Here is a 14,952-nt window from a genome sequence, read left to right as displayed (position 1 = left end):
GAACCAAGCCGCGCCTGATCAAGCATCAGTTCGCGGCTTTGTCTTGGCCTGTTTCCGCCCTTTCTTTTTCTCCGGCACCACCACTTTCACTGGCGGATGGTTCACCACCCCAAACGGAATATGCACGGACGGCAAAGTCTGCGCGGTGGGAATCAGGTGGGTGGTCTGGTCATCAAAGAAAATATGGGGCTGCAAAACCTCCAGCACCCGACGTTTTTCAATGCCACCCAGAAAGAAGGCCTCGTTCACTTCGATACCCCAACTGCGGATGGTATTGATGACGCGTTCGTGAGCCGGCGCATTGCGCGCCGTCACAATCGCAATCCGCAGGCGCGGCACATAGCTGGCATCCTGCTCCTGACGCAATTGCTCCACTTCCTGAATGTGCGCCAATTTCAGCAAAAACGCCTGTAACAGGCCGGGATTATGCGGTTTTTGCACCAAACGCACTTCATGCTCGAAAAAGGCCGGCAAACCACCTTCCTGCTGATACACGCGCTCGGACTCGTCGTCCGCGATCACCCCGTCAAAGTCGAAAGCCACGCGAATGGGCTGGTCGTCATAAGCATCCTCGTAAGAGGAATTGAGAACCTGACCTGCGGGATAGCCTTGCTGCACCGCCCGATGCACGTCTTCCTGATTGGCCGACAGGAACAGGCTGATGGACAGCGGCTGGATGTAAGGGCTGGGGTCGCCCCCTTGCAGAAACACCGCCCGCGTAATGTCCAGATCATGATGGCGAATGGAATTCATCACCCGCAAGCCTGTATTGGGATCATTACGGGACAGCAGCACGACCTCGACCAAGGGATCGTCGGGCGATAGATCATTCAGGGCCAGCAAGCGCCGAATGAAGGAAAAAGCCACGCCCGGCTTCAGGGGCTCATGCTCGCGCGCCAGCTGGTAATCACGATACGCCGCCTCACCTTGCTCCAGAAAGACCTGATGGGACTGGCTCAGATCAAACAAAGCGCTGGAAGCCAGCCCAATCACCAGCCGTTTCTCCAGGTCATACGCCATGCACACCGCTCCCCAAATCCGCAAAAAAAACCAGCATACCAAAACGCTCAGCCGGCACTGGTACTACCCAAGCAGAACAAAGCCTACTAAAGTGCAAACACCATCACCTTCGTGAAAGCTTGCCGCCATGCAACCCTCAAAAAGCTATACCCTTGTTCTGGGCAATCCCCATTATTCGTCCTGGTCCTTGCGCCCCTGGTTATTAATGAGCCACTTGGGCATAGACTTTGACGCACGCTGGTTCAATTTTGGCCCCTCCTTCAGCACCCTGGCTTTCCATGAAATGGCACCGGCGGGCCAAGTACCTGTGCTACATACCAATGGGCAGATCATTTGGGACAGTCTGGCTATTGCCGAATACCTGGCCGAACAGCATCCCGGCGTCTGGCCCATAGACCCCATTGCCCGCGCCTGGGCGCGCAGCGCCAGTGCAGAAATGCACGCCAACTTTTCTTCCTTGCGAAATCTCTGCCCCTTTGCCGTCGCCCTGCGCGCCCACCACCATCAGCAGGACATGCGTCTGCAAGGCGAGCTGGAACGCCTGCAAACCATCTGGCAAGAAGGCTTGAGCCGTTTTGGCGGCCCTTTCCTGGCCGGAGAGCGCTTTAGCGCCGTCGATGCCTTTTACGCTCCCGTGGTATTTCGCCTGCAAACCTATGGTCTGAAACTGGACGAAACCTGTCAGGACTACATGAATCGCATACTGGAATTGCCTGCCATGCAGCGCTGGCACCAGATGGCCTGTCAGGACACCTGGCGCGACCCGGACCACGAAGCCGAAATTGTGCGTGTAGCTGATATACATCTGGATTTACGCCAGCCAGCCTAGTGTCAGCGAATTGCCATGTCAGTGCAGACACGAAAGAGTATCCTTGATGGTCCCGAATGATTTCGCTGTCAAGGATTGCGCCGTATGGGCGATACGTACTTTCGCACTACAAACTACCATTTCACCGATCTGGACCCTCAGGCACAGGCCGCTTATGTAGACTCGCTGGCTGGACAAGCCCGGGCCAACAGCGCCTGTTTACGCTTCGATGTATTGCGCAAAGACCAGCCCCCAGGACAATGGGTGCTGCATGAAAGCTGGCGAGACTCCCAAAGCTGCAAGGACTTTCACGCCAGCGCCCCCGCTCGGACCCTGCAAAAAGCACGGGTCGAACAGAACCTGAACCATCCAGCCCAGCAAAAGGCTGCTGACAAGCCTGCGGCTGCGCGCCCGGCGTGCAAGAAGAGCAAGTGGGACCCCTACGTGTGGATCAGTATCGCCATGTGTATCGGGGTGATGGGCACGGCCCTGGCCAGCCCGCTATACCCGCTGTATCAGGACCGCTGGGACCTGAACGCCAGTCACATTACCCAACTGTACGTGGCCTATATGGCCGCTGGTTTGACGGGCCTGCTGTTTCTGGGCCGCTTGAGCGACATGAAAGGCTTTATGCCCGTGCTGCGTACCGGCCTGATTCTGGTGACCAGCGGCGTAACCCTGTCCGCCTTTGCCTGGGATGTAGGCAGCTTTGTGTTCAGCCGCATCATGATCGGGATGGCCTCCAGCATGATTGTGACTTCAGCCTCCATCGGTCTGGGGCAATTTAACCGGGGCGGAGACGTGCAACGTGCTGCCGCTACCACCTCACTGATGCTGGCCTTTGGTTTTGGCCTGGGCCCGGTCGTAGGCGGCCTGATTGCACAGTGGGTGCCAAATCCACTGTTCTCCAGCTATATCCCCTCCATGGCCCTGGGTGTGCTGGCCATCTATGCCCTGTTTCAGATCAAGCCTATTGCCAGCAAACAGCCGGTACCGCAAAAGACCAACTGGCGCACCTGGATGCCGCGCCTGACACTGCCCGCCACCCATCTGCGCCGCCCCTATCTGATTGGCTGTTTGTCCGCCTGTTGCGCCTTTGCCATGTTCAGCCTGTTCGCCTCTCTGGCCCCCAGCTTCATGGCACAAATGGTGCCTTGGCACGGCCCGGCCACCAGCGGCTTTTCCATCGGGATTATTCTGTTTCTGTCCTCGGGCTTCCAGCTGCTGATCCGCCGCTGGCCCGCCAAGCGCAGCGTCATCGTGGGTCTGCTGTCCTTTACCCTGGCCTGTATCGCCTTGCTGATCAATCTGTGGGCCAGTTCCTCGTTGTTATTCATCCTGTGCGTGCTGCTGACCGCCTTTGGCCACGGCCTGTGCATGTACGGCGGCATGTCCATCGTGCAGCGTGTCTCGCCCCCGCATCAGCGTGCCGGCCTGACGTCTACCTACCTGATCACCGGCTATCTGGGTGCCATCCTGCCTATTCTGGGTCTGGGCTGGCTGGCCGACCATTTGGGTCTGGACCAGGGCCTGATGATCTTCTGCAGTCTGATCGCCACCGCCGCACTGACTGTTTCCATCATCGCCTATCTGACGCCGGTACTGCATAAACCAGCCTCTGCCTGAGCAGGCACCTTGGCAAGCCACAACCTCTGGCTGTGGCTTGCTCGCCATGCGAGCCCCCGTATATTCCCCTAGTCCATTCACGCCCCTTACTAGGGTTAGACCTGAAAAAGAAACACGTCCACCCTCAGTAGAATAAAGCCACTCCTGCAACGCTTCGCAACACAGAGCGACCGGACCCAAGTATCTCCCAAAAGAATAAGTAATCCTTATCAAGGAGGCATTATGGCTGTTGCATTAAACAAGCTGTTTGTCAGTCTGGGCGCGGCCTTGGCCTGCTCGGTTACCGCACAGGCAGCCGGTTATCCGGACCACCCCATCAATATGGTGGTACCTTTTGCGGCGGGCGGTCCCACGGACAACGTGGCACGCGCTCTGGCCGAAGCCATGCGCCCAGTTCTGGGTGAAACCATTGTGGTGGAAAACAAAGGCGGGGCAGGTGGCTCCATTGGCACTTCCCAGGTCGCCCGCGCCAAGCCGGATGGCTACAACATACTGCTGATGCACATCGGCTTTTCCACCGCCCCTTCGCTGTACAAAAAGCCCGGTTATGACGCCATCAACGGCATGTCTCCCATCGGTCTGGTCGTTGACGTTCCCATGACCATCATTGCCCGTGAGGACTTCCCACCCAACAACATTCAGGAGCTGGTGCAGTACCTGAAGGACAACCAGGACAAGGTTTCCCTGGCCAACGCCGGGATTGGCGCGGCCAGCCACCTGTGCGGCACCATGTTCACCGAGGCACTGGGTATTGAACTGCTGACCGTGCCCTACAAAGGCACCGCCCCGGCCATCGCGGATTTGATGGGCAAGCAGGTGGACATCATGTGTGACCAAACCACCAACACCACCCAGCAAATCAAATCCGGCAAGGTGAAGGTCTATGCTGTCACCAGCCGCGAGCGCGTCCCGACCTTCCCGGACGTGCCCACCATGCAGGAGTCTGGTTTCAAGGACTTTGAAGTAGGCATCTGGCACGGCATGTGGGCACCAAAAGATACACCCCAGCCTGTCGTGGATACCCTGGTAAAAGCGCTTCAAGCCGGCATGGCCGACAAGGACTTCCAAAGCCGCATGGCCACCCTGGGCGCAACGGTCATGGACAAAGAAGCCAACCCGGCTGCCTTGCAAGCCAAGGTGGAGCAACAAGTGCCCCAGTGGGCCGCATTGTTCAAGAAAGTGGGCGTAGAGCCCCAATAAACTCTGTTAGCCCAAAGGCTTTTGAAAAGGACGCTTAGGCGTCCTTTTTTTCGGCTTTGGGGTGCTGTCTGCCGCAGCGGTGGAAAGCCGGTTCGGATAACCAGGAGACAATGCTCCAGCAAGCTCCCGGCGACTCAGGAAAATCCGATCAAAAAAGGCTCGAAGTCAACGACTAGAGAAAATCCGGCCAAGACAGGCTCGGACTCTGCGAGTATCAATCCGTCTTTCGAACCGCCGTATCCAAAGCCTGCAACCGCGCCCAAAGCTCCTGGAAATCCAGATCCTGTGTGATCACTACCATGCGCCCTTGTTGATCCGGCCAGGGCCACTGCGGCACGGCCTGCCAAGGATAGGACTGATGTTGCACGGCATGAATCACCTGCGGCTGGTCCATGCCCTGGACGGGCAGAACAGCTTTAAGGCGCAATAGGCGAGGGCCTGCCCACTGGCACAGATCCGACAACCAGGATTGCAGTTTGTCGGCGGGCAGAGCTTGGGGGAACAGGGCGCTTGACGAGTAGATGGAATCTCCATGGCGGGAAACATCAGGCAGGCCGACCGCGGACTCGTTGGAGCTTGCTCCATGCAAGTGAGCAGACTCAAGACTGCTGGGCTGACTGTTGCCGTTGCCGTTGCCGTTGCCGTTGCCGTTGCCGCTGCCGCTGCCAGCCAGGGTACACGTGCCGTGGCTATGGCTATGGCTATGGCTATGGCTATGCACATGATCGTGATCGTGATCGTGATCGTGATCGTGATCGTGATCGTGATCGTGATCGTGATCGCCAGTATCTTGCCCCAATGCCTCGAACGCTTCCAAGCTCCAGGCCCGACCTTGTCCGGCTTGCTCGCCCAAGCCCAACAAACTGGGCGCAACGGGCTGCGCGGCCGACAAAATCTGCTGCTGCGCCAAAGGATTCAAACCGCACACGTATTCACGCAGCGCCGTTTCCGCCCCTGCATCCACCCGGTCGCGCTTGCTGAACAGCAGCAGGTCTGCCACGGCCACCTGCCGTCGCGCTTCGGCATGGCGCGCCAGCGTTTCCAGCCCATGCTCCAGATCCACCACCGTCACCACACCCGCCAGGCTGTACTTCCCGGTCAGTTGCGGATCGCTTAACAAGGTATGCAAGATAGGGGCAGGATTGGCCAGCCCGGTCGTTTCAATCAGAACCCGTCGGAACTGTCTCTGGCCTGCCCGCGAAAAACGCCAGGTAATGTCGCGCAAGGTCTGTACCAGATCGCGCCGTATGGTGCAGCACAAGCAACCACTACCCATAGCCTCGATCACATTTTCCTGGCTATGCGCCACCAGATGATGGTCCAGCGCCGTCTGCCCAAACTCATTGATGATGACCAGGGTGTCGGCCATCTGCGCTTCTCGCAAAGCGCGATTGATCAAAGTCGTTTTCCCGCTGCCCAGAAAACCGGTCAACAATGTGACCGGGATAGGGCCTTGTGCAGATTTGGGCATCGTATTCATCCGGCTAATGGCCCGCCGTCGGGCCATCAGCCATTATACGAAGCCCAATACTGTCCCTTCTAGCGCAGAAACCGAGCCTCGATCTGCCGCATATGGGCATCGCCTTGCAAGCCAATAATGGTTTTGACGGAAGGCAGGCCGGAATCCACATTCTGAATGCCGCCATCCTGACGAATTTGGGCAAACACCGCTTGCATGGCCCCTACAGCCGCACGAATCGCATGATTGCCGTAAATCACCACGCCCACTTTGCCCAGTTGTGCAATGTCCGCCTCGGTCAGTTGAGGGTAGGCTGTTGGCACCAGCACCAACGGCACCTTGCCGGTCCAGGCCTGAACAAAAGACAGAATCTGATCTGGCGTAGCTTGTTTGGAGTGAATCAGAATGGCATCTGCACCCGCCTGCTCGTAAGCCAGCCCCCGCGTCAGGGCCTCCTCCTGCCCCAGGCCAGCGATCAGGGCCTCGACTCGCGCAATAATCAAGAAATCAGGGTCATGGCGCGCAGCACAAGCCGCTTCAATCTTGCCCTGGAACTCTTCAATCCGTACCAGCTCCTGACGCCCGTCCGCTCGCAAGCTGGTGTCTTTAGGGAAGGTTTTATCCTCCATCACAATGGCACTGGCACCCGCCGCTTCATACAGCGGGATGATATAACTGACATTCACCGCATTGCCAAAGCCGGTATCAATGTCGGCAATCAAAGGAATATCCACGCTTGAGGCAATCGCCCGCATCATCTCCAGGTGAGTTCCCATCGAAAGAATATTGGCATCGGGCACGGCATAACTGGCTGACAACTCAAAACCACTACCCCAAATCGCTCCGAAACCGGCATCCTGCGCCAGCCGAGCAGACAGCGGGTTATGTGCGGCCATCGCTGTCATCAAACGCCCTTGGGAGAAGGCTTCTTTCAACACCTGATTTTTTTTGCTATTCACACTATTTCTCCGTAAGGGGATCAGCTCAGTCGAGCAATGGCCTGGGCAATGCGGCTCATCGCCTCCTCCAGCTCCTGATCGCTGGAGGCATAAGACACCCGGAAGTGACCGGGTAGTTCAAATGCCGACCCTGGTACCACAGCCACCCCTGCACTGCGCAGGAAGTACATGCACAGGTCCTTGTCGGTACTGATCAACTGACCGGAAGGGTCTCGCAAACCCAATACGCCCTGACAACTGGGAAACACGTAAAACGCGCCCATGGGAAGATCGCATTCAATGCCCGGCATGGCATTGAGCGCGGCTACCACCTTGTCACGGCGACGGCGGAACGCTTCCACAAACTCGGGCAGAAAATCCATGGGGCCATCCAATGCGGCCACGGCCGCTGCCTGGCTGATGGAGCTGGTATGGGAGGTCGCTTGCGACTGCACCAGATTCATGGCCTTGATCAAAGGCAGCGGACCAGCGGCGAACCCTACCCGCCAGCCGGTCATTGCATAGGCCTTGGAGACACCATTGATGGTCAATGTGCGCGCTGCCATATACGGGGACAAGGCGGCAGGCGTCGCAAAGGGTTCGTCGCTATAGCGGATTTTTTCGTATACATCATCAGCCATCACCCAGACATGCGGATGGCGCAACAGCACTTGCTCCAACGCTTCCAGTTCGTGGCGTGAATACACGGCACCACTGGGATTGGAGGGAGAATTGAGCATCAGCCATTTGGTACGGGGGGTGATGGCACGTTCAAGCTGGTCGGCTTGCAGCTTGAAACCGGCTTGGGCACTGCAACGCACAATGACCGGCTGGCCACCTGCCAACAAGACCATTTCAGGGTAAGACACCCAGGCAGGGGTAGGGATGATGACCTCATCCCCGTCCTGCACGGTGGCCTGCAAGGCGTTATACAAGGCTTGCTTGGCCCCGCAACCCACCTGGATCTGATCCGGGCTGAAATGCAGGCCATTGTCACGCTCGAACTTGCGCACCACGGCCTCACGCAGGGCCAGGGTGCCAGCGACCTCGGTATAGCGGGACTCATTACGATCAATTGCTTCTTTAGCCGCCTGACGCACATGCTCGGGGGTCGCAAAGTCCGGCTCGCCTTGACTGAGGGTAATCACAGACTGCCCCTGTTGCCGCATTTGATTGGCCAGACGCGTCATCTCTTTGGTGGCCGATGCCTTGGCTCCCAACACGCGCTGGGCTAGCGCGATCTCTTCCTGACATTGCACAGAGCTCATTGTGTCCATCCTACTTTTACTTTGAAAATGAAACGGGTCAGCAGCAACGGCAAAAATATCGCCATCAACAGCACCAGGCTATATGCACTGGCCTGTGCCAAACGCCCACTGTCCACCAATTGAAAAACCTCGATAGGCAGGGTGCTCATCCCGCCAAAATACAGAACCACCGTGGCGGATAATTCCGACAGGGTCGTGATCCACATCAACACCGTGGCGGCAATCACGGCAGGCCATACCACCGGCAAAACGACCTTCGCAAAGGTTGGCATCAGCGCTACGCCCAGGCTGATGGAAGCCTCTTCGATGGAGCTACGCAAGTTATGCAAAGGCCCCATGGCCGCCCGCACACTGGTGGGCACCCGGCGTAAAAAGTAAGCCAGCGCCATAATGACCCAACTGCCGGTCAGCACCAGCCAGCCACTGTTAAACACATTGATCAAGGCAATGCCCAATACGGTGCCCGCAATCGTCAAGGGCAACATGACCAGCACATCCAGACCTGTACTCAGACCGGAAGGACGCTTTACGATCAGATAGGCGGCCACGATGGAAAACACAGCACCGGCGCTGGTTGCCGCAGCACCCAGCAACAAGGAGTTGTACAAAGGCCCGGGTGCCTGCACCAAAGCTTGCTGCATATGGCTCAAGGTAAAGCCGCCATACTTCAGCACCGGTCCAATAGAGGGCGTAAATGCGGTAACAATCACCACCATCACGGGTAGCACTGACAGCAAAATCAGGATCGATACCAAAGAGGCGCACACAGCGGCCTGCCAGGCACGCAAGGGCACGCGCTCCGGAGCTCGTCCAGACTCCATCTGGTAGGTGCGTCGGGCTACAACCCACTTTTGAATCAGCAGCAAGGCCAAACCCAGAAACACCAGCAAAGAAGCCATGGTGGTCTGCATTTGCGGGTTACCGCCCATTTCGCTGACAAATTCGTTATAAGTCTTGACCGCCAGCACGGGGGTACGGGCTCCCAAAATGGCCGGAACGCCAAAATCCCCAATAACGTGCATGAAGACCAGCACCGCTGCACCGCATAAAGCCGGCATCATCAAAGGAAAGGTCACCGTGCGCAAGGTGCGAGCCGGGGAGCTACCCAGACTAAGCCCCGCCTCTTCCAGGTTGCGGTCCATGGACTTCAACCCTACCAGCACAGCGACATAGGCGTACACGTAGTTGTTCAAGGTCATCACAAACACCAGACCCCACCACGAATACAAAGAAGGCAGCTCCAGGCCCAAAGGAGCCAGCACGCTATTGAGCACGCCTTGTTTACCCAGCACCACAATCCAGGCTGCTGCAACCACCACGTCCGGAATGACCAAGGTCAGCAAAGGCAAGACGCCCAGGCAAGTAGCCAAGGGGAAGGAAAAACGAGCCGCAGCCAGAGCCAAACCAGCGCCCAGCACCAGGCTAAACACGGTTACGGCCCCACCCAGCCACAAGGTGTTGAACAAACTCTCCCGATAAGCAGGCTCGGAGAAAAACTGCACGTAGCCGTGCAAACCAAACTGACCTTCCTTGTTGAACAGGGAGCTGGTCAGCATGGACAGGACTGGCCATAGCAAAAAGTAGCCCAGCAAAGCCACTGCACCCAGGGCCAGCATCAGCCAGGCTGGATCGCGTCGCAAAGAACCCAGCATCATGTGCGCTCCACCAAGAGAGCCGATTCGGGAACGCGCAATACCACCGCATCGCCCCGGGCCCAACTCTGACTGACACCGGTATTCCAGACCACTGCCCTCAGGAAACCGAACTCCGTGCGCAATTGATAAGCCGTGCTGGGACCCCGGTAATCCACGCTCTCAATCCGCGCCGCAATGTCACCCTCGCCCAGCGGGCGCACAGCATCCACACTCAGAGTTTCAGGCCGCAAGGCCAACATCGTCCGCTCGGTAAAACGTCCGACAGACTGAATACGCACAATGCCCCCCGCCGTACGGAACCGGCGGCAGCCATCTGCAGCCTGGCCGAGCTCCTCCTGCAGCTCGATCAGATTGGCCCCTCCCACAAAATCAGCCACAAAACTGTTGTCAGGGCAGCGGTAGATCTGCTCGGGCGTCCCGACCTGGCGGACGCAGCCTCTATCCATGACGGCAATGTAATCAGACACGCTCAGCGCTTCTTCCTGATCATGCGTCACAAACACGGTAGTAATGCCGGCTTCCTGCTGCAGGTCCCGCAGCATCTCGCGCAGATCGGTGCGCAGCTTTGCATCCAGGGCAGACAAGGGCTCATCCAGCAAGAGCAGATCGGGCTTGATCACCAAAGCGCGTGCCATGGCCACTCGCTGTCGCTGCCCACCGGACAAGGCCGACGGCAAAGCATCTGCCTTGTCCTTCAAGCCCACGCGCGCCAGCATTTCCAACGCGGGGACACGAGCCTGGGAGCGAGACTGGCCACGCGCCAGCAAACCGTAGCTGACGTTATCCAGCACGCTGCGATCCGGAAACAGCGCGTAATCCTGAAACACCATGCCCACATTGCGTTTATGCACAGGCACTCGCGTCATGTCTGTTTGGCCGAACAGCACCTTGCCATGATCAGGGCGCACAAACCCGGCCAGCATGCGCAGCAAGGTCGTCTTGCCACAACCCGATGGCCCCAGCAGGGTAAACAAGGAGCCACTGGGGATGTCCAGATCCAAGCCGTGAAACAAAGTTTGCGAGCCGTAGCTTTGCTCAATACCTGATAGATGTATCTGCATACCAGTCCCGCCTAGCGTTGGGAAACCAGTGCACGCCAACGTGCCAGGAAGTCTTCACGATCCGCACCCATACGATCATCATCCAGCGCATGCACACGGATCTGATCCATGGCAGGCAAGCTTGTCAGCGTATTGACGGCAATATCGCTGCGCAAAGGGCGACGGAACGCGCTTTTGAACACCTCTTCCTGCGCAGGGCGGGAGGCAAGGAAGTCATACAGATTGCGAGCGGATTCGGGGTTACGCCCGCCCTTGATCAAGGCCATGCCTTCCGGCGACAGGAAAGTGCCCTCTTTGGGGTAGACCAGGTCAATCGTATCCAGACCACCGGCCACATATTGATAGGCGGCATATTCCATCGTTACCGCAACCGCGAACTCGCCATTGGCAACGCCCTCGTAGGCACCGGAGGTGGTTCCGACCACCACTGCATTGCGCACAACCTTCTCAAACACCTCCTGGCCCATCAAATCCTGCAGGCCATACAAGGCAACATAAGAAGAGCTGCTGCGCTCCGGATCTGGAATCACGATCTTGCCCTTCCAGGCCGGATCAGCCAGATCCGCCCAGCTGTCAGGCGCCTTGAGTTTGCCCAACTGCCGCTCGTTAAGCATCAACACCGTGACATGGGTATTGGTACCCAACCAACGTTGCTCAGCTCCCTGATACTGGGCACCTACAGCACTGGCCTCGGGCGACGAATAGGGCGCCAGGTACTCGGCATACTGCGACAAGGTGGAAAACCCACCGGACCAGAACAAATCGCCCAAGGGTTGCTCTGCTTCGGCCTTGATACGCTGCATCAAGGCACCGGAACCAGCCCGCACCACGGACACCGATATCTCGGGGTGAACCTGACGGAACTGCTCGATCACCGTGTTCACCACATCGATGTTATTGGAGGAGTACAACACCACTTCATCCGCCTTGGCAGCCCCCGTACCCAAGCAGGAAAGCATGAGCAAAGCGGATAGATAAGGGAAACGGTTTTGCATGATTATTTCCTGTAATTTCAATAAAATTGCATGAAAATCATGGTATTTATCTTAGATGACCGTTCTGTTACACCCTACTTCCACCCCCTGCTAACCGTGACCCTATCATGAGTTTTAATCATGCTTGAGAATGTTCCTCTGGTTCCCTTGCGCGTATTTGTCGCGGTGGGCCGACAAGGCAATTTCACCCGAGCGGCCCAAAGCCTGGGGATCACCCAAAGCGCAGTTAGCCGACATATCGCCACCTTGGAAAAAGTCAGCAAACAGGCTCTGTTCATTCGGCGCGGCCCCTATATTGAGCTGACGGCAGCCGGCCTGCAGCTGTATGACACGGTCAAAGATGCCATGGCTACCCTGGAGATGGCCATTCAGCAAATCACCCATCAACAGGATCAGCATGAAAGGCTGCGAGTCCGCACCTCCATGCCCAGCTTTTCAATGACGGTGCTGGTGCCCATGCTTGGCCAGTTCACCGCCCAGCACCATATGCAAATTGATCTGATCACCAATCTGTCGCCACCCCGTCCTAATGAAGAGTTTGATGTGTTGATCAGCCGTGACTTGAGCCTGCCCGACAGCGAAAGCTGGGAGCTCATACGCGAAGAGCTGGTATGCGTGGCAGCACCTGCCTTGATCCAGCAGCACAGCGGGCAGGCCTGGGAACACTGGCCTATGGTGACCGCGCGCTCACGACCGGACATGTTGGGTTTATGGGCTTTGGATCAGGGTATTGAGCCTTCGCGGCTACTGATGAGCGCCACCTACGATCACCTGTTTTTCGCGATTGCCGGGGCCATTGCCGGTTCCGGATTTCTGGTTGTGCCGCGTTTACTGGTGATGGATCATCTACGCGATGGCGTCCTGCGAGAATTCGGCCCTGGCCAGGTGGCCACGGGCGCAAGCTACATGGCCTATGTCAACGCACAATCACCACAGCAAAGTGAGGCCCGCCAGTTTTGCCGATGGTTAAAGAGCAGCTTGCGACAACGCATTGCGCCTTGAGACCGTTCGCATCATTTCGCTGCTTCAATCAGGCTCTGCGACGTCGCAGTTGACTGATCCAGCTATAGGCACTGACCAGGGTAATGCCCATCAACACCAGTAAAGCGCCCATCACAAAACGGGGTTCTATGGCCTCGCCCAGCAGGAAAGCGCCGAATAAAACACCGAACAAAGGGGTTGCGAAGGAAAACACCCCCAGGCGCGACGCCTGATAATTACGCAGCAACCAGAACCAGACCAGAAAACTCAAGAACGCCACCACCACAGACTGGAACACCAGGCTGGCGCCCAGCAAGCCGGACCAATTAATATCGGTTTGCCCGGTCACGACAGCGGCCACCATCAAAATCACAAAAGCGCTGAATAGCTGATACAGCAAGGCTTCCGAAGGCGGCACAGCAGACAGGCGCGTGCTGCGGATCAGTACGGTGGTAAAGCCCCACAAGGCTCCGGCGGCCAAGGCCATCAAATCCCCGATCAACATGCGTCCCAGATTGGCCCCATCCATACTGGCTGGCCCCAGAAAGGTAATGGCAATGCCCGCCACCGCCAGCCCGATCCCTACCCATTGCAAGCGGGCCAGACGCTCGGACGGCAAGAGAATATGCAGGCCCAAAGCCGCAAACACGGGCGCGGTATATAAAAACACCACCACGTGCGCTGCGGAGGTAAAACGCAGGCTCTCACCCAGCAGCAAATACTCCAGCGCAAACAGCAAACCGGCCATCAGCCCCGGCTTCCAGGCCCCTTCGGTGAAGGCCAGCTTGTGCGTGCGCACCAGAACCAGCAAAGCCACCAGCACACAGGCCACACCCGAGCGCAAACCGATCTGAAAAATAGGCGCCATGTCATTGGCCGTGGCCTTGAGCAAAATCTGCTGAAAGCTCCAGATCAGGCACAGGACCAGCATGGCGCCGCTGGCCAACGCATCCAGCGGTTTCCGTTCTTCGCTCATGGTTTTTTTATCCGAAAAATAGCGTGCTTTCCCCTATGACCGAACAGGGGCAGAGGGGGGGGGGCAAAAAATGATTATCCGTGAAATTTTCCCGAATCAAAACGGGGCAAAACTTTCTTTACCCTCGGATAAGCCTTAATTGATATATCAAAAACCCCTCCCTAGAATCATTTAAGCCTAAAAAACAGGAAAAGGCTTGGGAGACAGACATGACGCTTAGCAATACCGACCGGGTACGAATCGAACTGGAGCACCGCATTGCCAGCGGTGATCTGCCGCCGGGCAGCGCCATTGATGAATCCTTGCTGTGCACGTTTTTCCGGGTATCACGCACCCCGGTGCGCGAAGCCTTGCTGCAACTGGCGGCCACCGGGCAAGTGCGCATCGCCCCGCGCGCCGGGATTTTTGTCACCCAGCACACCATTGAAGAACTGGAAGAAATGCTGGAAACCCTGGCCTTGCTGGAAGGTGCCTGTACGCAACTGGCGGCCTACCGCATCAGCAATGCCCAGATTCGCGAACTGGAGCGTTTGCAAAAGCGCGGTGCCAAGGCCCTGCAGGACAAAAGCCTGGCTGACTACGCCACGTACAACGCCGAATTGCACGCCCTGATTCACAGCATTGCCGGCAATACCTTCATGGTGCAGCAAATTGAACATCTGCGCCGTCTGACCAACCCTTACCGCCACCGCCATCTGGATCAGGAAAACCGCATGGAGCAGTCCTGGCATGAACATCAGGCACTGACCCAGGCCCTGGCCCAACGTGACGGCCCCAGCGCCATGCAGGCAGCGGCCAGCCATGTGCTGTCCGGGGCCGAATCCCTGCGTCGTGTCGCCCAAGCCCATCCCGAGAAATGGGAGTTCGACAAGCGCGAGCGCTATAGCTGGCTAAACGCCCAGCTCAACCCTTTAGCCGGGTTTTATATGCGGCACTGAATTAATAATTAGCTAAAAAAACTACCA

The 14,952-nt window shown here is 57.4% G+C and carries 13 protein-coding genes; 5 read left to right on the top strand and 8 right to left on the bottom strand.

Going from position 1 to position 14,952, the window contains the following annotated elements; genetic code table 11:
* Nucleotides 1-18: 18 nt before the first annotated feature.
* Nucleotides 19-1,020, bottom strand: coding sequence for a 5'-nucleotidase (locus tag ACU6HM_RS14430; RefSeq protein WP_115634711.1), 1,002 nt, complete (start codon nt 1,018-1,020; stop codon nt 19-21).
* A gap of 127 nt (nt 1,021-1,147) precedes the next feature.
* Between ACU6HM_RS14430 and ACU6HM_RS14425 the strand changes: the two genes are divergently transcribed.
* From ACU6HM_RS14425 to ACU6HM_RS14415, 3 genes are all read left to right on the top strand, one after another.
* Nucleotides 1,148-1,849: a glutathione S-transferase gene (locus ACU6HM_RS14425; protein ID WP_031232823.1), complete on the top strand. Its 702-nt coding sequence runs from the start codon at nt 1,148-1,150 to the stop codon at nt 1,847-1,849.
* Between the two features lie 84 nt (nt 1,850-1,933).
* Nucleotides 1,934-3,454, top strand: a complete 1,521-nt coding sequence (locus ACU6HM_RS14420) for an MFS transporter (RefSeq protein WP_021447148.1) — start codon at nt 1,934-1,936, stop codon at nt 3,452-3,454.
* 222 nt (nt 3,455-3,676) lie between these two features.
* Nucleotides 3,677-4,654 (top strand): tripartite tricarboxylate transporter substrate binding protein BugD, encoded by a 978-nt coding sequence (locus ACU6HM_RS14415; RefSeq protein ID WP_009463834.1) that lies wholly within the window; start codon nt 3,677-3,679, stop codon nt 4,652-4,654.
* 214 nt (nt 4,655-4,868) lie between these two features.
* Here ACU6HM_RS14415 and ACU6HM_RS14410 read toward each other — a convergent pair whose 3' ends face one another.
* The 6 genes from ACU6HM_RS14410 to ACU6HM_RS14385 form a co-directional block, all read right to left on the bottom strand.
* A complete protein-coding gene (locus ACU6HM_RS14410) occupies nt 4,869-6,125 on the bottom strand; it encodes a CobW family GTP-binding protein (protein ID WP_446763977.1) in 1,257 nt (418 codons plus the stop codon).
* A 68-nt stretch (nt 6,126-6,193) separates the two neighbouring features.
* Nucleotides 6,194-7,072 (bottom strand): phosphonopyruvate hydrolase, encoded by an 879-nt coding sequence (locus ACU6HM_RS14405; protein WP_009461482.1) that lies wholly within the window; start codon nt 7,070-7,072, stop codon nt 6,194-6,196.
* A 20-nt stretch (nt 7,073-7,092) separates the two neighbouring features.
* Nucleotides 7,093-8,319 (bottom strand): pyridoxal phosphate-dependent aminotransferase, encoded by a 1,227-nt coding sequence (locus ACU6HM_RS14400; protein ID WP_009461480.1) that lies wholly within the window; start codon nt 8,317-8,319, stop codon nt 7,093-7,095.
* Complete coding sequence (locus ACU6HM_RS14395; protein WP_446763976.1) at nt 8,316-9,974, bottom strand: ABC transporter permease; 1,659 nt, start codon at nt 9,972-9,974, stop codon at nt 8,316-8,318. Before ACU6HM_RS14395 ends, ACU6HM_RS14400 begins: the two co-directional genes overlap by 4 nt.
* Nucleotides 9,971-11,035: an ABC transporter ATP-binding protein gene (locus ACU6HM_RS14390; RefSeq protein WP_021447151.1), complete on the bottom strand. Its 1,065-nt coding sequence runs from the start codon at nt 11,033-11,035 to the stop codon at nt 9,971-9,973. The genes ACU6HM_RS14395 and ACU6HM_RS14390 overlap by 4 nt, the downstream gene beginning before the upstream one ends.
* An 11-nt stretch (nt 11,036-11,046) precedes the next feature.
* A complete protein-coding gene (locus ACU6HM_RS14385; protein WP_250756389.1) occupies nt 11,047-12,030 on the bottom strand; it encodes an ABC transporter substrate-binding protein in 984 nt (327 codons plus the stop codon).
* A gap of 120 nt (nt 12,031-12,150) precedes the next feature.
* Between ACU6HM_RS14385 and ACU6HM_RS14380 the strand changes: the two genes are divergently transcribed.
* On the top strand, nt 12,151-13,032 hold the full coding sequence (locus ACU6HM_RS14380; protein ID WP_009461478.1) for a LysR family transcriptional regulator: 882 nt from the start codon (nt 12,151-12,153) through the stop codon (nt 13,030-13,032).
* Nucleotides 13,033-13,060: 28 nt separating this feature from the next.
* On the opposite strand, the gene ACU6HM_RS14375 is transcribed toward ACU6HM_RS14380, so the two are convergent.
* Complete coding sequence (locus ACU6HM_RS14375; RefSeq protein WP_257723313.1) at nt 13,061-13,987, bottom strand: DMT family transporter; 927 nt, start codon at nt 13,985-13,987, stop codon at nt 13,061-13,063.
* A gap of 209 nt (nt 13,988-14,196) precedes the next feature.
* Between ACU6HM_RS14375 and ACU6HM_RS14370 the strand changes: the two genes are divergently transcribed.
* A complete protein-coding gene (locus tag ACU6HM_RS14370) occupies nt 14,197-14,925 on the top strand; it encodes a GntR family transcriptional regulator (RefSeq protein ID WP_009461474.1) in 729 nt (242 codons plus the stop codon).
* Nucleotides 14,926-14,952: the final 27 nt, after the last annotated feature.

The organism is Alcaligenes sp. RM2, from assembly GCF_052931795.1.
The sequence above is the reverse complement of the archived record's forward strand: the minus strand, read 5'-3'. Positions and strand labels throughout refer to the sequence as shown.